This window comes from Enterobacter sp. MGH 4 (assembly GCF_000534735.1).
Classification (GTDB): Bacteria; Pseudomonadota; Gammaproteobacteria; order Enterobacterales; family Enterobacteriaceae; genus Enterobacter; species Enterobacter intestinihominis.
Genome location: NZ_KI973289.1, coordinates 1,437,610 through 1,454,233, shown reverse-complemented (window position 1 = coordinate 1,454,233; position 16,624 = coordinate 1,437,610). Strand labels below are relative to the sequence as shown.

15 protein-coding genes and 1 pseudogene are annotated in these 16,624 nt (G+C 53.4%); 10 read left to right on the top strand and 6 right to left on the bottom strand.

Annotated elements, in window-relative coordinates:
- Nucleotides 1-114 precede the first annotated feature (114 nt).
- The 3 genes from L350_RS15575 to L350_RS15585 all read left to right on the top strand — a co-directional run bounded on the left by L350_RS15575 (nucleotide 115) and on the right by L350_RS15585 (nucleotide 3,858).
- On the top strand, nucleotides 115-3,171 hold the full coding sequence (locus tag L350_RS15575) for a D-2-hydroxyglutarate dehydrogenase YdiJ (RefSeq protein WP_032624385.1): 3,057 nt from the start codon (nucleotides 115-117) through the stop codon (nucleotides 3,169-3,171).
- Entirely contained in the window at nucleotides 3,168-3,578 is a 411-nt protein-coding gene (gene menI / locus L350_RS15580) for a 1,4-dihydroxy-2-naphthoyl-CoA hydrolase (RefSeq protein ID WP_022647858.1), read from the top strand. The genes L350_RS15575 and menI overlap by 4 nt, the downstream gene beginning before the upstream one ends.
- Nucleotides 3,579-3,663: 85 nt before the next feature.
- Entirely contained in the window at nucleotides 3,664-3,858 is a 195-nt protein-coding gene (locus tag L350_RS15585; RefSeq protein WP_003857766.1) for a YdiH family protein, read from the top strand.
- Between the two features lie 46 nt (nucleotides 3,859-3,904).
- Here the strand turns inward: L350_RS15585 and L350_RS15590 are convergent.
- Both L350_RS15590 and L350_RS15595 read right to left on the bottom strand, forming a co-directional pair.
- A pseudogene (locus tag L350_RS15590) lies at nucleotides 3,905-4,534 on the bottom strand (helix-turn-helix domain-containing protein).
- Nucleotides 4,535-4,611: 77 nt separating this feature from the next.
- A complete protein-coding gene (locus L350_RS15595; RefSeq protein ID WP_022647860.1) occupies nucleotides 4,612-5,271 on the bottom strand; it encodes a winged helix-turn-helix transcriptional regulator in 660 nt (219 codons plus the stop codon).
- Nucleotides 5,272-5,625: 354 nt separating this feature from the next.
- Here L350_RS15595 and L350_RS15600 point away from each other — a divergent pair, with 354 nt between their 5' ends.
- The 6 genes from L350_RS15600 to L350_RS15625 are packed head-to-tail and all read left to right on the top strand — an operon-like array spanning nucleotide 5,626 to nucleotide 11,630.
- Nucleotides 5,626-6,156, top strand: coding sequence for a fimbrial protein (locus tag L350_RS15600; RefSeq protein WP_032624383.1), 531 nt, complete (start codon nucleotides 5,626-5,628; stop codon nucleotides 6,154-6,156).
- Between the two features lie 57 nt (nucleotides 6,157-6,213).
- A complete protein-coding gene (locus L350_RS15605; protein WP_022647862.1) occupies nucleotides 6,214-6,891 on the top strand; it encodes a fimbrial biogenesis chaperone in 678 nt (225 codons plus the stop codon).
- Nucleotides 6,892-6,918: 27 nt separating this feature from the next.
- Entirely contained in the window at nucleotides 6,919-9,462 is a 2,544-nt protein-coding gene (locus L350_RS15610; RefSeq protein ID WP_032624382.1) for a fimbria/pilus outer membrane usher protein, read from the top strand.
- 1 nt (nucleotide 9,463) lies between these two features.
- Nucleotides 9,464-10,411, top strand: a complete 948-nt coding sequence (locus L350_RS15615; protein WP_032624381.1) for a fimbrial protein — start codon at nucleotides 9,464-9,466, stop codon at nucleotides 10,409-10,411.
- Nucleotides 10,412-10,422: 11 nt separating this feature from the next.
- On the top strand, nucleotides 10,423-10,935 hold the full coding sequence (locus tag L350_RS15620; RefSeq protein WP_022647865.1) for a fimbrial protein: 513 nt from the start codon (nucleotides 10,423-10,425) through the stop codon (nucleotides 10,933-10,935).
- 41 nt (nucleotides 10,936-10,976) lie between these two features.
- Nucleotides 10,977-11,630, top strand: a complete 654-nt coding sequence (locus L350_RS15625; protein WP_032624380.1) for a helix-turn-helix transcriptional regulator — start codon at nucleotides 10,977-10,979, stop codon at nucleotides 11,628-11,630.
- A gap of 52 nt (nucleotides 11,631-11,682) precedes the next feature.
- Here the strand turns inward: L350_RS15625 and fdhF are convergent, their stop codons facing one another.
- The 4 genes from fdhF to ycgZ all read right to left on the bottom strand — a co-directional run bounded on the left by fdhF (nucleotide 11,683) and on the right by ycgZ (nucleotide 14,899).
- A complete protein-coding gene (gene fdhF / locus L350_RS15630) occupies nucleotides 11,683-13,833 on the bottom strand; it encodes a formate dehydrogenase subunit alpha (protein WP_032624379.1) in 2,151 nt (716 codons plus the stop codon).
- Between the two features lie 193 nt (nucleotides 13,834-14,026).
- A complete protein-coding gene (locus L350_RS15635; protein WP_022647868.1) occupies nucleotides 14,027-14,305 on the bottom strand; it encodes a biofilm/acid-resistance regulator YmgB/AriR in 279 nt (92 codons plus the stop codon).
- A gap of 29 nt (nucleotides 14,306-14,334) precedes the next feature.
- A complete protein-coding gene (locus L350_RS0122250; protein WP_032624378.1) occupies nucleotides 14,335-14,655 on the bottom strand; it encodes a hypothetical protein in 321 nt (106 codons plus the stop codon).
- Nucleotides 14,656-14,659: 4 nt separating this feature from the next.
- Nucleotides 14,660-14,899 (bottom strand): regulatory protein YcgZ, encoded by a 240-nt coding sequence (gene ycgZ, locus L350_RS15640; RefSeq protein WP_032624377.1) that lies wholly within the window; start codon nucleotides 14,897-14,899, stop codon nucleotides 14,660-14,662.
- 339 nt (nucleotides 14,900-15,238) lie between these two features.
- Here ycgZ and L350_RS15645 point away from each other — a divergent pair, with 339 nt between their 5' ends.
- A complete protein-coding gene (locus L350_RS15645; protein WP_032624376.1) occupies nucleotides 15,239-16,459 on the top strand; it encodes a diguanylate phosphodiesterase in 1,221 nt (406 codons plus the stop codon).
- Nucleotides 16,460-16,624 lie beyond the last annotated feature (165 nt).

Genomic DNA, 16,624 nt, shown 5'->3' with positions numbered 1-16,624 from the left:
TTTGACAGGCGGATTTTGCCCGTAATTCTACGAAGCACATAAGAAAAAAATGTGATAAAACTTTCCAGACACAACGCAAACGATTTCACACTATTCTCATTAGGGTCGACAGCAATGATCCCACAGATTTCTCAGGCACCGGGCGTCGTTCAACTGGTGCTTAATTTTTTGCAGGCACTGGAGCAACAGGGTTTTACAGGTGATACCGCCACCGATTATGCCGACAGGCTGACGATGGCAACCGATAACAGCATTTACCAGCTTCTTCCCGATGCCGTCGTTTTCCCGCGCTCTACCGCCGATGTGGCCCTCATCGCCCGTCTGGCGTCGCAGGAGCGTTTCAGCTCCCTGGTCTTTACCCCGCGCGGCGGCGGGACGGGCACCAATGGGCAGGCGCTGAACCAGGGCATCATCGTTGATATGTCCCGCTATATGAATCGCATCATTGAGATCAACCCGGAAGAGGGGTGGGTGCGTGTGGAAGCGGGGGTAATCAAAGATCAACTGAATCAGTTTTTAAAACCGTATGGCTATTTTTTTGCGCCCGAGCTTTCCACCAGTAACCGCGCAACCCTTGGCGGGATGATCAACACCGATGCCTCAGGGCAGGGCTCGCTGGTCTACGGCAAAACCTCCGATCACGTCATGGGTGTGCGGGCGGTGCTGCTGGGGGGCGATATTCTCGATACCCAGCCGTTGCCGGTCGAACTGGCTGAAACGCTGGCAAAAGAGAGCACCACCAGCGGACGGATTTATCGCACCGTGCTGGAGCGCTGCCGCGAAAATCGCGAACTGATCCTCGACAAATTCCCGAAGCTCAATCGCTTCCTGACGGGCTACGATCTGCGCCATGTCTTTAATGACGATCTGAGCCAGTTCGATCTTACCCGCGTACTGACCGGGTCAGAAGGGACGCTGGCCTTTATCACCGAAGCGCGTCTGGATATCACCCCGCTGCCGAAGGTGCGCCGTCTGGTGAACGTCAAATACAACTCCTTTGACTCCGCGCTGCGTAATGCCCCGTTTATGGTGGAGGCGCGGGCGCTGTCGGTGGAAACCGTTGATTCAAAAGTACTGAACCTGGCCCGGGAAGATATTGTCTGGCATTCGGTGAGCGAACTGATTACCGACGTGCCGGATAAAGAGATGCTCGGTCTGAACATCGTCGAGTTCGCCGGGGATGACGCAGAGCTGATTGAGAGCCAGGTGAGCACGCTCTGCCAGCGTCTGGATGAGCTGATTGCACAGGGGGAAGGCGGCGTCATTGGCTGGCAGCTGTGTAACGACCTCTCCGGCATCGAGCGAATCTACGCGATGCGTAAAAAGGCGGTGGGGCTGCTCGGTAACGCGAAAGGGGCGGCGAAGCCGATTCCGTTTGCGGAAGATACCTGCGTGCCGCCGGAGCATCTGGCGGATTATATTGTGGAGTTTCGTGCGCTGCTCGACAGCCATGGTCTGAGCTATGGCATGTTCGGGCACGTTGACGCGGGTGTGCTACACGTGCGCCCGGCGCTGGACATGTGTGATCCGCAGCAGGAGATCCTGATGAAGGAGATCTCCGACGAAGTCGTGGCCCTTACGGCCAAATATGGCGGTTTGTTATGGGGAGAGCATGGCAAAGGATTCCGCGCCGAGTACAGCCCGGCGTTTTTTGGCGAACAACTCTACGCCGAGCTGCGTAAGGTGAAAGCCGCTTTTGATCCTGATAACCGTCTTAACCCGGGTAAAATCTGCCCGCCAGAGGGCGTTGATGCGCCGATGTTGCAGGTAGACGCCGTCAAGCGCGGCACCTATGACCGACAAATTCCGATTGCGGTTCGCGCTTCCTGGCGCGGCGCGATGGAGTGCAACGGCAACGGGCTGTGCTTCAACTTCGATGTGAAAAGCCCGATGTGTCCGTCGATGAAAATCACCAGCAACCGCATCCACTCCCCAAAAGGACGTGCGACGCTGGTGCGCGAATGGCTGCGCCTGCTGGCTGACCGCGGCATTGACCCGCTCAAGCTGGAACTGGAGCTGCCGGAAAAACGCGCCAGCCTGCGCAGGCTCATCGAACGGACCCGCAACAGCTGGCATGCGAATAAAGGCGAATACGATTTCTCGCATGAGGTGAAAGAGGCGATGTCCGGCTGCCTGGCGTGCAAGGCGTGTTCAACCCAGTGTCCGATTAAAATTGACGTGCCGGAATTCCGTTCCCGCTTCCTCCAGCTGTACCACACGCGTTATCTGCGCCCGATGCGCGATCATCTGGTGGCAACGGTGGAGAGTTACGCGCCGCTAATGGCTCGTGCGCCAAAAACCTTTAACTTCTTTATCAATCAGCCGCTGGTGCGCAAACTGTCTGAAAAACATATCGGCATGGTGGATCTGCCGCTGCTGTCGGTGCCATCGCTCCAGCGTCGGCTGGTGGGGCACCGCTCGGCGAACATGACCCTGGAACAACTGGAAGCATTAAGCTCTGAGCAGAAAGCGAAGGTGGTGCTGGTGGTGCAGGATCCGTTTACCAGCTATTACGATGCGCAGGTGGTGGCTGATTTTGTCCGTCTGGCAGAGAAAATTGGCTACCAGCCGGTGGTACTGCCGTTCTCGCCGAACGGCAAGGCGCAGCACATTAAAGGTTTCCTGACCCGCTTCGCGAAAACCGCGCAGAAAACTTCAGATTTCCTGAATCGCGTGGCGCAGCTCGATATGCCAATGGTGGGCGTCGATCCGGCGCTGGTGCTCTGTTACCGGGATGAGTATAAGCAGACGCTCGGCGATAAGCGTGGTGATTTTCAGGTCTTACTGGTGCATGAGTGGCTGCCTGCGGTGCTGAAGCAAACGGCCCCTCAGGAGGTCAGCGGAGAATCCTGGTACCTGTTTGGGCACTGTACCGAAGTGACCGCGCTGCCGACGGCGCCTGCCCAATGGGCTTCTATCTTCGCGCGCTTTGGCGCGAAGCTGGAAAGCGTCAGCGTGGGCTGCTGCGGTATGGCCGGAACCTACGGTCATGAAGTCAAAAACCACGCTAACTCGCTCGGCATTTACGAGCTGTCGTGGCACCAGGCAATGCAGCGCCTGCCGCGTAACCGCTGTCTGGCGACGGGCTACTCCTGCCGCAGCCAGGTGAAACGGGTGGAAGGTAACGGCGTTCGCCATCCCTTGCAGGCTTTACTGGAGATTATCGGATGATCTGGAAACGTGCGGTCACTCTGCAGGCCTTAAATGCTATGGGTGCAGAAAACATGGTCGGTTTGCTGGATATCCAGTTTACGCGCATTGGCGATACCGAACTTGAAGCGACGATGCCAGTAGACAGCCGTACTCATCAACCGTTTGGCCTGCTGCACGGCGGTGCGTCCGTCGTGCTGGCCGAAACGCTGGGGTCGGTCGCGGGTTACCTGTGTACGGAAGGGGAGCAGAAGGTGGTCGGGCTGGAGGTCAATGCCAACCACATCCGCTCCGTTCGCAGCGGGCGCGTGCGCGGTGTTTGCCGCGCACTGCACGCCGGAAGTCGTCATCAGGTGTGGCAGATTGATATTCTGGACGAGCAGGATCGCCTGTGTTGTTCATCCAGACTGACGACGGCCGTTGTGTAAAGTTTCCGAATGTCTTGCTTTTGGTCAAAAATTAGCCGTCTGATTGTGATATACTGGTCACGTTTTGAACATAAGCGAGGACATCATGGATACTGAAATAACCCCAACACAGCTGGCAATTGAATATTTACGTCGCGATAAAAGCAATCTGTCTCCGGCGCAGTACCTGAAAAAGCTGAAACAACTTGAGCTGGAATTTACGGATTTGCTGGCGCTCTCTTCAAACGAGCTGAAAGAAGAGATCTACTTTGCCTGGCGGTTGGGCGTTCACGTCCATTGAGCAGTGAAGAAAAGGCCGCCCGCGCGGCCTTTTTTGTGTCTGAAAATCAGTATTTGGCAGGCAGCTTGTTAATTTTAATGAGCCGGCCTTCTTCCATTTCGATGAACCCGCCCGTTTTCAGGTCAGCCAGTATCCGCATTACGCCGCTGCGGGAAAGCCGGGTTTTATCCCGGATGTACCTTTCCGCCGTCACGCTGCGTCGGTAGCTGTCATCTTCCTGCATCAGCATCATGAGCTGCTGACGAATCATCTCGTAAGCCGTTGGCGCACCTTTCGGCATGACGTTGTGATAAAGGCGGTTATAGATAAACATCAGATGATTAGAAAGCAGCCCCCATAACGCCTTCTCTTTGATAACTTCTGCCACCCGATCGGTTGCTAGCACGCCGATCAGGCATGGCGTCACCGTTTTGAGATAATCGTTAAAATATATGTCCGTCAGATTAGCGAGACCAAACAGGGCGGGACTGCGCGCGGTGGTAAGCATCATGTCGTCGCTTCTTCTGTATATCGCGATTGTGCCCTCGAGAATTAAATAACACATACTCTGCCCGTTAACCTAGAGATCAAGTTGCTCACCGGGATCGGTTTTATACGTGGCGCAGTGCGGCTGTAAGTGGGAAATCAGTTCCTGGGCATAGGGAGAGCCGCGATGCGATGGTTTGTCAGAAGACATAGCGTTAACCTGGAAAGAGACTGTACTTTCTATAGTGTCGCTCTTATTTTCCACCTTCTCCAGAGATAAAAACAGCCTCAGTACTTGCGGGGTAAGTGATGGATCTCGATTAGCACGCCGCGCTCCATAGTGATGTATTTCCCCGTCCGCAACTCCGCCAGGATCCGCATAATGCCGCTGCGTGAAAGATAGGTGCGGCTTTTGATATAGGCTGCGGCGGTAATGCTTTGTCTTATGGCTTCCGGCTCCTGCATCAGTTCTACCAGCTGAAAGCGGATAATGTCGTAAGCCGACATCTGCGATATCTGGGCACAATGTTCGTAAACGCGCGATGCGGTATAGATCAGCAGGTTCGAGAAGGACTCCCATAAATTCTGTTGTGCGACTACGTGATTAAAACGCTCCAGCGTAACGCTAGCCACCTCTGAAGTTTCCAGCGCTCTGACGTAGAGGTGCTCAGAAGAAAACTGGCTGCTCACGCCGAGTATAAAAGGTGCGGATTCGGAATTTAAGACGATACCGTCACCTCGACGATGCAATGCCACGCTGCCATGTAACAGTAAAAAGCACTGGCGGATATCACCGGAATAATAATGGATGACTTCACCTTTAGCCATGATGCATCTTTCCGTATGCGGCAAAACATTATCGATTATTTTTTCAATGTGCTTAAGAGGCTTAGCGCCAAGCACTGTTGTTATTTCATTACCTGAAACGGGCGCAATACGGGTGTTCATAAGAGGCCTCATACACTGATGCGATCATTTTTTGATCGACATAAAGAATTATCTTAAAAAACAGTTAGTCAGGGAATATTTTCGTCGAGTCTAATTATAGACTTGCCTATTAATGAGTGTTAATTAGTTGAATTTGAAACATTTTTGACTTAGGTCTAAAAGTAGACCGGGGACTTTATTGTTAAGATATTTCCAAAGTAATTTGTTTTGTTTTTGTTAAAAGAGAGTCTACAGCTAGACCCTAAAATCGATTGTGCGTAGAAAAAGAGTTGTATAAATTTTGATTCGTCGAAAGGGGTTTTATTTCTGCAACTGAATGTCGGTAATAAATAAAGTAATACAGGAAAGAGAATTATGAATAATAAATTGATGATGGCAATGTTAGCGGCAGGTTCTGTACTCACCATGACCAATGCATTTGCAGCGGCAGGTACCGTTAATTTTAACGGAAATATTCTGGATTCTGCCTGCGACGTAGATGTGGCATCTCAGAACCAGGTGGTGGTATTGGGCGATTATTATAAAACGGAATTCCCGACGGCGGGAGCAAGAACGGCTGCGACGCAGTTTAATATTATTTTGAAAAACTGTCCTGTGACGGTCACCAATGCAAAAGTCCGTTTTGACGGTACGCCGGATTTAACCAACGCCAGCCTGCTGGCGATTGATACGTCCGTAGCGGGGGCGGCCACAGGGGTAGCGATTAACCTGATGACTGCAGATAAAGCCGATCTGCCGCTGTACGGCAGCAACAGCTATACCTACGCGCTCAGCAGTACGGCTGATAATACACTGAACTTCTACGCGCAGTATATCTCCACCGCAGCGTCCGTGACCGCGGGCCCGGCTAACTCGGTCGCGAACTTCTCAGTGGTTTACAACTAAGTCATTGGCAGTAATTAGCAGGGGGCTTCCCGGCCCCTTGTTTTATGAGGTATTGAAATGCGTTTTATAACGACAACTGGCCTGGCGATGGCGCTGTTATCGCTGACGTTAACATCCGCCAGTGCTGGAGTAGTTATTGGCGGCACCCGCATTATTTTCGATGGGGCAAAAAAAGAAGCGTCAATAAGTATCACCAATCCTGATGACGTTCCTTATTTAATCCAGTCGTGGATTGATGTTCAGGATGGGCAATCCGGTAAAGCGCCTTTTATTATTACGCCTCCGCTGTATCGGCTGGATGGCGGGCAAAAAAACCTTGAGCGTATTGTCATGACAGGCTCGCTGCCTCAGGGGCAGGAGAGTTTATTCTGGCTGAACATTAAAGCTATTCCATCAGCTTCAAAGCAGATGAACTCGCTGCAAATTGCCGTCAAAACGCGCATTAAACTTATTTATCGGCCAGAGAGCCTTCGTGCGTCTACCCCTGAGGAACAAACCAACAAATTAACCTGGCATCGTGCGGGAAATGCTCTGCAGGTAAATAACCCAACGCCGTACGTTATCAATTTCAATGAAATAACGGTCGGGGGTAAAAAACTTGATGATGTCACGTACGTAATGCCTTCAGGCTCAGTTCGTTTCCCGTTACCGAATGGGACCAATGGCAATACGCTGACGTTTAAAGTCATTAACGATTATGGCAATCCTGGCGAATTACACCGGGCCAGTTTGTGATCCCTTTGCATTAATCGGGTGCTCGTCATGACAACGGCATTTAATACAGTGCAGCCTGCGCGCCTGGCAATATTCATTGCCCTCGCGCTTGCGGGTTTCTCTCCCACACTGTGGGCCAGTGAGACGTTTAATACGGAACTGGTAGAACTGGATAATCCCGGAATGGGAAAAGCGGATTTATCTGCCTTTGAATCCGGCTCGCAGGCGCCCGGGACGTACCACGTGGATATTATTCTTGACGAGCGGCTGCTGGAAACGCGGGATATTCGTTTCATGGCAGTGAAGGATGCTAACGGCAGTGAAACGTTGCAGCCGTGCCTGAGTATCAGGCAGTTAAAAGCGTGGGGCGTGAAAACGGCGCTTTTCCCGCAGCTCGACGCCGGGCAAGGAGAATGCGCCGATCTCAAGGCGATTCCACAGGCCAGCGCGGACTTCCAGTTTGGCGCCCAGCGTCTGGCAATCAGCATCCCACAGGCGGCCATAGATCTGCCAGCGAGAGGTTACGTTCCGCCGGAGATGTGGGATGAAGGCATTACCGCGGCTATGCTCAACTACAGCCTGAGCGGCGCGAACAGCCGGGCAAGAAGCGGGGCAGGCACCCGCAGCGAAAGTCAGTATGCAAACCTGCGACCGGGGATCAACGTCGGTCCCTGGCGGTTACGCAACTACACCACCTGGTCCCGCGATGCGTCCGGCCAGGATAAGTGGGACAATGTCTATACCTTGATGCAGCGCGCGATTATTCCCCTGCAAGCCCAGCTTACGCTCGGAGACAGTTCCGCCCCTGCCGATGTCTTTGACAGCATGCCTTTTCGCGGCGTCCAGCTGGCGTCCGACGACGACATGCTACCGGATTCCCTGAAAGGCTATGCGCCGGTGGTGCGCGGTATTGCGCGAACTAACGCGCAGGTCGTGGTGCGTCAGAATGGCTATCAAATCTACCAAAGCTATGTGGCGCCGGGCGCGTTTGAGATCCCGGATATGTATCCCACCGGCGGCGCGGGCGATCTTGATGTCACGATCGTCGAAGCTGATGGCAGTGAGCAACATTTCGCCCTGCCGTACGCTTCGCTGCCGGTCCTGCAACGGGAGGGGCGCCTGAAATATGCCCTTACCGCCGGGCAGTATCGATCGTATAACCGTAGCGTGGAGAAAACCCCCTTCGGGCAACTGACCGGAATCTACGGCCTCCCTTACGGCCTCACGCTCTATGGCGGCGTTCAGGGGGCAGATAAGTACCAGTCGGCGGCTCTGGGGGTGGGCAAGAACATGGGCGATTTCGGGGCGATATCCGCAGACCTCACCCAGGGCTGGTCAACGCCGGAGCATGCCGCGAAAACAAGCGGTCAGTCGTGGCGGGCCCGATACAGCAAGAATTTTATTAATACCGGGACGAACTTTTCGATTGCCGGGTATCGCTACTCGACCCGCGGCTATTACGGGATGCAGGAGGTCCTCGATTCGTACGGCGACAGCAGCGCGCTTCAGGACAGGCGACGTAACCGTGCCGAGCTGACAATGAGCCAGACGCTGGGGGACAACCTGGGCGCGCTTACCCTCAGTGCGGCGCAGGAAGATTACTGGAATGACGGTAAGTCGATGGCTTCGTGGAGCGTCGGCTATAGCAACTACTGGCACAACATCAGCTATGGCCTGACATGGACCTACAGCAAAAATGTCCGCTCAGCGTCAGAAACCCGCGACAACCAAAAAAACGCTGTTCACGACCAGCTTCTGGCGTTCAACATCAGCATTCCGCTGGATAAATTTTTGCCGCAGACATGGGCGAACTATGGCATGAACGCCAGCAGGAATAACGGGACGATACACAGCATCGGTCTGAACGGGGTGGCACTCGAAAACCGAGCCCTGAACTGGAACGTGCAGCAGGGATACGGCACAGAGGGCGTGGGCTATACCGGCAACGTTAACGCGGACTACAGAGGCACCTATGGCGAAGCCACGGCGGGGTATGGTTATGACAAAAACAGTGAACGCCTGAATTACGGGCTACAAGGCGGCATTCTCGCCCATGCTGATGGCATCACGCTTTCTCAGCCGCTGGGGGAGACCAACGCCTTAATTAAAGCGCCTGGCGCCCACGGCGTGGATATCCGCAATCAGCCCGGTGTACGGACAGATGTTCGCGGTTATACGGTCGTGAGCAACCTTTCGGTCTACCGAAAAAACGATCTCACTCTCGATCCGGAAAATATGCCGGAGGATGTCGAACTGGAGATCAACACCCGCACGGTGACGCCGACGCGGGGAGCGGTGGTGAGAGCCGATTATTTGCCGAAGTCAGGTCGCCGGGTGCTGATGACCTTGACCGACAACGAACACGCCGTTCCGTTTGGGGCGGTGGTCACCCTTGTCGGTGATGAGAGCAGCAGTTTTATTGTGGGCGATCGCGGCCAGGTTTATTTAACCGGTATGCGCGAGGAGGGGACGTTAGTCGCGACATGGGGGAGTCAGCCCAGCCAGCAATGCCGCGCTGATTTCAGCCTGCCGACACACTCAACATTCGGTGGGATCGCTGACATGCGCGCCTCCTGCCGTCAGGAACGTTAACATGAAATGGCTTATCGTGATTTTGCTTCTCTGTTTGCTCGCGGCGGGAAACCTCGCCCGTGCCGGTACGTGCACCACCATCACGCCGCAGCTGTCAACCCTGTCCGTGGGGACGATTAACGTGCAGCGTGATGCGCCTGTCGGCACGGTGGTCTTTTCCGGCGCGGCGACAGCCACCGGTTCCTATCTTACTGGATGTGCTAATCCGCTGATGCTGGGATTCAGCATGCGCTACAACAGCGCCACGTTGAGCAGCTACGGCAATCATGTTTACAACACTAACGTCAGCGGGATAGGCATACGCTTTTCCTCCAACGCCTATTTTGAAAACCCGAGCAATACGTTCTCGTACAATGCGCAGACCTCCTATGTCGACTGGTATGGCGGGAGGATTGAGCTGGTGGTGACTGGTGCGGTCTCATCGGGGGCGTTAACCCCGGGGGCGATCGGCGTCGTGACGCTTCAGGGGAGCGACGGCATCTATCGTGACGGCCTGACCACGCAGCTCACCGCCGGAACCATTAATGCCATGGCGTGCACGGTGAATACGTCACAGCTGACGTTTCCGATCGGGGATATCCCCGCCTCGGCGTTCGGCAACGTGGTGGGCACCACGCCAGCGGGAGCACAGAACACGCAAAACCTGGGCTTAAATTGCGCCGCCGGAACCAATATTACGGTCTCGCTCAGTGGAATACAGAATCCGGACAGCGCCAATACCAGCGTGATGGCCTTAACCGGGCAGGGGAATGCCGGCACCGCAAAAGGGGTTGGGGTGCAGCTTATCTATAACGGTGTGCCGCTGGTGATGAACAGCCGACTATTCTTGCGGCAGTCTGCCGGCGGGCAAGAGACATTGCCGTTAACGGCCCGATATTACCAGACGTTGAACCGCGTGGAGTCAGGTTCAGCAAATGCCTCCGCCACCCTTAATTTGACCTATCAGTAGCAGGTACGAAGATGAAAATAATATACGGGACACTGCTGTTACTGGCTTTACTCAGCGGGAAGGCTTTCACCGCTGATAGCGTCAACATCGGTGTGACGGGAAATATCGTTGCGTCGCCGTGCATATTTAATGGCGGGAGTAACAGCCTCGATGTCAATCTGGGCAATATTCAGGCAACCAATATGGCGACGCCGGGCTCAACATCGGATCCGGTGCCATTTAGTCTGCTGTTCACCCAGTGCCCAACGGGAACGCAAAGTGTGACCGTCTCTTTTACCGGCAGCCCCGATCCCGCGGCGGGCGCGGACTATTTTATGAACAGCGGTTCGGCCACGCACGTGGCGATAGCCATGCGCGATGCCCAAACGGGTACGCTTAAAGGAACAGGCTCTGGCATGACTCAAACTATTGGTGCCGACAGAACCGCGACAATGGCTATGCAGGCCTCGGTTAAATCCGTGACGGGTGGCGTCACGCCGGGAAGCATCAGTGCAGTTGTGGTGATGACGATGCAGTACAACTGAGCGCCGGTGATATGCCTTTTTTAAAGACGTTGGTATGAGCTATGTTAAATATTCTGATTCAGGAAACCGATCTATTTTTTCAGGCTGGGCTACATGAATTTTTCGAGGATTTTTTTAAACATAACTTTCATCGTGCCATCACATTTAACCTGGCGCTGACCCATGAAAACGTCAGTCAGGCCGATATTATTGTCCTGTCATTATGCCAGGGTGAAACACTGACCTGTTTTCCCGAGTTACTCGCCCGGCAAAAAGGGATTGTGCTAGGGTTTGTCGACGATGAACTGCGCTTTTCGGCGTTGCCCTCCTGCTTTCAGGACATTATTTTTCTCCCTCGCCGTGCATCGCTTGATCGTATCAGTGGCGTACTGTTTATCGCGTGGTTCAGGACGCAATTACCGGGTTACACATGGACTAAACATAACTGCTTCGACTGCCAGCATAAAGGGTTATCCCGGCAACAAATTCGTATTCTGGTCAATTTTTACCGAGGGCTGTCGGTAGTGCAGACCGCTCAGACGCTGGAGATGAGCCAGAAAACGGTCTTTACCCATAAATATATGCTGATGCAAAAATTTAATCTGCGAAGCGATTACGAGCTGATCGTACTATTGAGAAGGCTGATGGAGAAAAAGAGCCGTCCGAACCTGCTTCGCGATTACCTTGAAAATAATTATGCAGAACAGATAGCGTAAAACGCCAGCGGATAGCTGGCCGGGCAGTGATAGCCACCACCCGGCAATGCATTTAAACGTTAACCGCAGCGATCAACCGCGTCTTCATGGTCTGGTACGCAGAAGCCGCAAAATCCTCCGCCCAGCGCTGGTCCTCGATCGCCTCCATCTGCACGGCGCAATATTTCGTTTCAGGCGTTCTGGAGATCGGGTCTAGATTATCCTGCGTCAGCTCATTACAGGCGCCAATCCACCACTGGTAGGTCATATAGATTGCTCCCGCATTGATGCGCTCGCTGATGCTGGCGCGCGTGATCACTTTACCCCGGCGTGAACGTACCCAGACCAATTGGCCGTCGGCGATCCCACGCTCATCCGCGTCGGCCGGGTTCATTTGCACCCGGCCCGGCTCGTCGGCCAGGCTTTGCAGCGCCGCGCAGTTCCCGGTCATTGAGCGACAGGAGTAGTGACCGACTTCGCGCACCGTGCAAAGTACCAGCGGGTATTCCGTATCCGGTGTCTCGGCCGGAGCGCGCCAGGGGGCAGCAAACAGCTGGCCTTTGCCAGTGGGGGTGTCGAACTGATTATCCCTGTACAGATAGGGTGTGCCGGGATGATCAAGGGTTGGGCAGGGCCACTGGACATGGCCCATCTCGCCCATTTTTTCGTAGGTCACGCCGTAGAAGAGGGGGCACAGCTCGCGCATTTCGTCCCAGATCTGCTGGTTATTCTCGTAATGCATGGGATAGCCCATCTCCGTGGCCAGCAGGCTGATGATCTCCCAGTCGCGCTTGACGTTGCCGCTGGCCTCAATGGCCTTGCCAAAACGCTGGAAGCCGCGATCGGCACAGGTGAACACGCCAGCATGTTCTCCCCATGACGTGGCAGGGAGCAGTACGTCAGCCACCTCTGCCGTTTTGGTCATAAAGATGTCCTGAACCACCACAAAATCGAGGGACTCAAAGCCGCGGCGGACCAGGCCCAGATCGGCTTCTGTCTGAAGCGGATCTTCCCCCATGATGTAATAGGCTTTGATCTTACCTTCCAGCGCGAGATGCGGCACTTCGGTGATACGCGTCCCGACGCGATCGTCCATCCGGCTGACATTGATTTTCCACGCATCGGCAAATTTCAGTCTGACCGCCGGGTCAGTGACATCCTGGTAGCCGGGGAACATATTGGGCAAAACGCCCATATCGCAGGCACCCTGAACGTTATTTTGCCCGCGAACCGGACCTACGCCGACGGCAGGGCGGCCCAGGTTGCCGGTGAGCAGCGCGAGGCTGGAGAGACCTTTCACCACATCAACCGCCTGACCAAACTGCGTAACGCCCATTCCCCACATTACCGTTGCTGAAGGCGCCGCCGCGAACATGCGCATTGCCTGACGAACATCCCGCGCGGGAATGCCCGTCAGATGTTCAACCTGCTCGGGTGCGTAATCTTTTACCGTCAGTCGGTAAGCCTCAAGCCCTTCTGTGAAGCGGGCAACGTAGTTTTTGTCGTACAGTTCCTCTTCAAGCAGGACATAGCCAAAGGCATTGACCAGCGCCATGTTACTGCCGTTTTTCAACTGAAGATGAAGATCGGCAATGCGTGCCGTTTCAATATGACGCGGATCGCAGACGATGATTTTTGCGCCATTTTCACGTGCTTTAAGCACGCGTCGGGCGACGATGGGGTGAGAGTCGGCGCAGTTATAGCCGAACACCAGCAGGCATTTTGAGTTTTCAATATCGTTAATGGAATTGCTCATGGCACCGTTGCCGAGGGTCTCCTGTAAACCGGCAACGGACGGACCGTGACAGACGCGGGCGCAGCAGTCGACGTTGTTAGTGTTCAGCACCGCACGGGCAAATTTTTGCATCACATAGTTGGTCTCATTGCCCGTTCCCCGCGAGGACCCCGTGGTCATAATGGATCGAGGGCCGTACTGATCTTTGATGCTTTTAAGCCTGTGAGCAGTATAGCGAATGGCCTCTTCCCAGGTAACAGGGGTAAAGGACTCACCTTTGCTGTAGCGGATCATGGGCTGCGTCAGACGGGGGGTAAGCAGCCGTGTGTCGTTAAGAAAGTCCCAGCCGTAGAATCCTTTCAGGCAAAGCGTGCCCTGATTGGTTACGCCATCAGCGGCTTCGGCACGGATAATCCGGTTATTTTTCACGACGAGGTTTAGTTTGCAGCCTGCACCGCAGTAAGGGCAGACGCTGGCGATTTTTTTCATCAATAACAGACCTGTTAAGAAATGAAGCAATGTTTACTGGAAAGCCCAGTCCCTTAGCGGACTAAGCAGGAACCATGCCACATTCAGCGTGCTTGATTAACAGGGCGTCAGGGAAGAGAGGGTGTGTCATCGTCAGTCTGTTCGTCAGAATTGACGATGACACGCTATCCGTAGGGATGGGAAGGGAGAGGCGTTAAAGATCGTCCATGGTATAACCGACAACAATTTCCAGCGTCTTGCGGATCACATCCGCCTTAACGACATCGTCGGTAGTTTCCAGCGTCTGGATCAGCCAGAGAATGATCGCTTTGTTGGTCAGATGACCTTCAGAAGCGAGAACACAACGAACCGCAGTCGAAAAAATGGCAGACTCTTCAGCAAAGCGATCGCCTGCGTGACGGAAATACTCCGACAACGCGCTATCTAAAAAGGCGGAGTGGTATTCGGGTTGAAGCTGAATATTTTGTCTCATTTGTTCTCACCGTTGCTGTAAAGTTGTAGTCAATGCATCTTTTTGGGATCGGACGGTTTTCCATTTCCAAATAACGGCACTACATTGTCTCGATTATTTTTGAGAAATCCCTCTCTCTGTATTCGTCCTTGTGCGGTTCTGCGACCTTTGAAAGCGACCGTGCCTGAACTGATTTCAGCTATCACCCTCGCTAATGTCTCCCGCCGCTGGGGATCCGTCTCACAGGCTTGCATGTTACGCAGACGCTGAACCAATCCCTCGGTCGTCACGGGACCGCGCTCCTTCAAAAGTGAAAGAGCGGCTTCTCCAATAAGCTTGTCGATCAGTCTGTCCGCATCACTGCTGTTCATGACATTAACGTTCGAAGAGCAGACCAAGAAGCAGGTGATAATGATGTTCCTCTTCCGGGCCATTGGCCTTTTCAAGGCGACTCAACAGTTTTGTGCAGAGCGATTTGCGATTCAGATTTCGCCCGTCGCTAAGGATTTCAACAACAACCTGACCCAATGTTTCCTGTTGGGTTGGAAGCGCGGCTTTTTCGAAATACTGCGCAATCGCTGTTGCCGAGTCTGCGAGGTGTCCGTTCTGCTGCATGTTTCGCTCCTGTAAAATTCTGTAATCAGTAACGTTACATTTAAGGTATACATAATTTTCAAATCTGTACATTTAAAATGTACAATTTTTTAAATATTTTATAATATATTTTATAAAGTCTTTATTTATCATAGTGTTATGTGCGCACACTTTACTGCGTGATTCACAAAATATATTGTACAATCCAAAGCGGCGTCGCAGAGTTGTACAAGCTTGGGAAAGGCGCAAAGAAGCCGTGTAAATCGTTGAGATGTAAATTATTTGTTGGGAAATTAATGTGCTATAACAGAGTTCTCCCCACGTGTTTTCGTGGTCACCCCTTCAATCTTCAGGATTAGCATGCTCACAACCATCATTTACCGCAGTCATATCTGCGAGGACGTTCCAGTGAAAGCGCTGGAAGACATGGTCGCTGCTGCAAATTGTAGAAATCGCCAGTTCGATGTGACGGGGATTTTGCTGTTTAACGGCACACACTTTTTTCAGTTACTTGAAGGGCCCGCTGATAACGTTAAGGAGATCTATGAGCTCATTTGCCGTGACCCACGGCATCACAACGTGGTCGAATTGTTGAGCGATCACGGGCCTTCAAGACGTTTTGGCAATGTGGGTATGGAGCTCTTCGACCTTCGTCAGTACGACACCAACGAAGTGCTGCAACAGGTTCTTGATAAAGGCACAAGCCGCTATCAGCTGACCTATAACGATCGCGCCCTGCAATTTTTCCGCACCTTCGTTGAGGCCACTGAAAAAGCCAACTACTTTGAGCTGCCTCCGGCTGACGCCTGGGAGTTTGTCACCGAAAACACGCCGTTATCCTCCCAGCCGACGGTAGTGGCAAAGGGAGCGGACTGTAGTTTCGCGTTTCAACCTATCGTCGATCCGTTTATGCAGCAGGTTGTTTCCTGGGAAGCCCTGATCCGCACGCCGTCCGGTGAGTCCCCGGAAAGCTATTTTGCCAACCTGTCGCGTGAGGCGCTGTACGAATCGGATCTGAAGAGTAAACAGGTGGCTTTGTCGATGGCCAGCGCGCTGGGCCTACAGACTCAAACGTTGTCCATTAATCTGCTGCCGATGACGCTGGTCAATGTTCCTGGCGCCGTCGATTTTTTACTGACGGCAATTGAGGCGAACGGTTTTGTGTCGGAGCAAATTGTAGTCGAGTTCACCGAGAGCGAGGCCATCTCGCGCTTTGAAGAGTTCACCAGCGCGGTCAGACAGCTTAAAAGCGCCGGGATCAGCGTGGCCATCGATCACTTTGGCGCGGGATTCGCCGGTCTGCAACTGCTGGCCCAGTTCCAGCCGGACAGAATCAAGATCAACCGTGATTTGATTGCCAACGTGCACAAGAGCGGCCCGCGTCAGGCGATCATTCAGTCGATCATTAAATGCTGTGCGTCCCTGGAAATTCTGTTCTGTGCGGTTGGCGTAGAGCTGGCTGAAGAGTGGATGTGGCTGGAATCCGCCGGGATTTCTCAGTTCCAGGGACACCTTTTCGCCAGCCCGCGTCTGGGGGGCATTCCGGCGATTGCCTGGCCCGAGAAAAAGTACGATTTATAAAAACCTGTACGTAACTCTTAATAGTGACCTGTACGTACGGCTAAATTTATACAACAATACATTAACGAGTGAGGGGTTCTTTGAGCCATTCACTTGTCTCAGAACGAGGAGTTAGTTATACAAATGATTTGTACAATCTGATAAGGTTGGTTTGGTTAGGTATGG

Excerpts from the sequence above, each read along its gene's own strand:
- L350_RS15625 (WP_032624380.1), top strand. The coding sequence starts at position 10,977 with ATGTTAAATATTCTGATTCAGGAAACCGATCTATTTTTTCAGGCTGGG.
- ycgZ (WP_032624377.1), bottom strand. The coding sequence starts at position 14,899 with ATGCAGCAGAACGGACACCTCGCAGACTCGGCAACAGCGATTGCGCAG.
- L350_RS15575 (WP_032624385.1), top strand. The coding sequence starts at position 115 with ATGATCCCACAGATTTCTCAGGCACCGGGCGTCGTTCAACTGGTGCTT.
- L350_RS15595 (WP_022647860.1), bottom strand. The coding sequence starts at position 5,271 with ATGAACACCCGTATTGCGCCCGTTTCAGGTAATGAAATAACAACAGTG.
- menI (WP_022647858.1), top strand. The coding sequence starts at position 3,168 with ATGATCTGGAAACGTGCGGTCACTCTGCAGGCCTTAAATGCTATGGGT.
- L350_RS0122250 (WP_032624378.1), bottom strand. The coding sequence starts at position 14,655 with ATGAACAGCAGTGATGCGGACAGACTGATCGACAAGCTTATTGGAGAA.
- L350_RS15610 (WP_032624382.1), top strand. The coding sequence starts at position 6,919 with ATGACAACGGCATTTAATACAGTGCAGCCTGCGCGCCTGGCAATATTC.
- L350_RS15615 (WP_032624381.1), top strand. The coding sequence starts at position 9,464 with ATGAAATGGCTTATCGTGATTTTGCTTCTCTGTTTGCTCGCGGCGGGA.
- L350_RS15585 (WP_003857766.1), top strand. The coding sequence starts at position 3,664 with ATGGATACTGAAATAACCCCAACACAGCTGGCAATTGAATATTTACGT.
- L350_RS15635 (WP_022647868.1), bottom strand. The coding sequence starts at position 14,305 with ATGAGACAAAATATTCAGCTTCAACCCGAATACCACTCCGCCTTTTTA.
- fdhF (WP_032624379.1), bottom strand. The coding sequence starts at position 13,833 with ATGAAAAAAATCGCCAGCGTCTGCCCTTACTGCGGTGCAGGCTGCAAA.
- L350_RS15645 (WP_032624376.1), top strand. The coding sequence starts at position 15,239 with ATGCTCACAACCATCATTTACCGCAGTCATATCTGCGAGGACGTTCCA.
- L350_RS15620 (WP_022647865.1), top strand. The coding sequence starts at position 10,423 with ATGAAAATAATATACGGGACACTGCTGTTACTGGCTTTACTCAGCGGG.
- L350_RS15605 (WP_022647862.1), top strand. The coding sequence starts at position 6,214 with ATGCGTTTTATAACGACAACTGGCCTGGCGATGGCGCTGTTATCGCTG.
- L350_RS15600 (WP_032624383.1), top strand. The coding sequence starts at position 5,626 with ATGAATAATAAATTGATGATGGCAATGTTAGCGGCAGGTTCTGTACTC.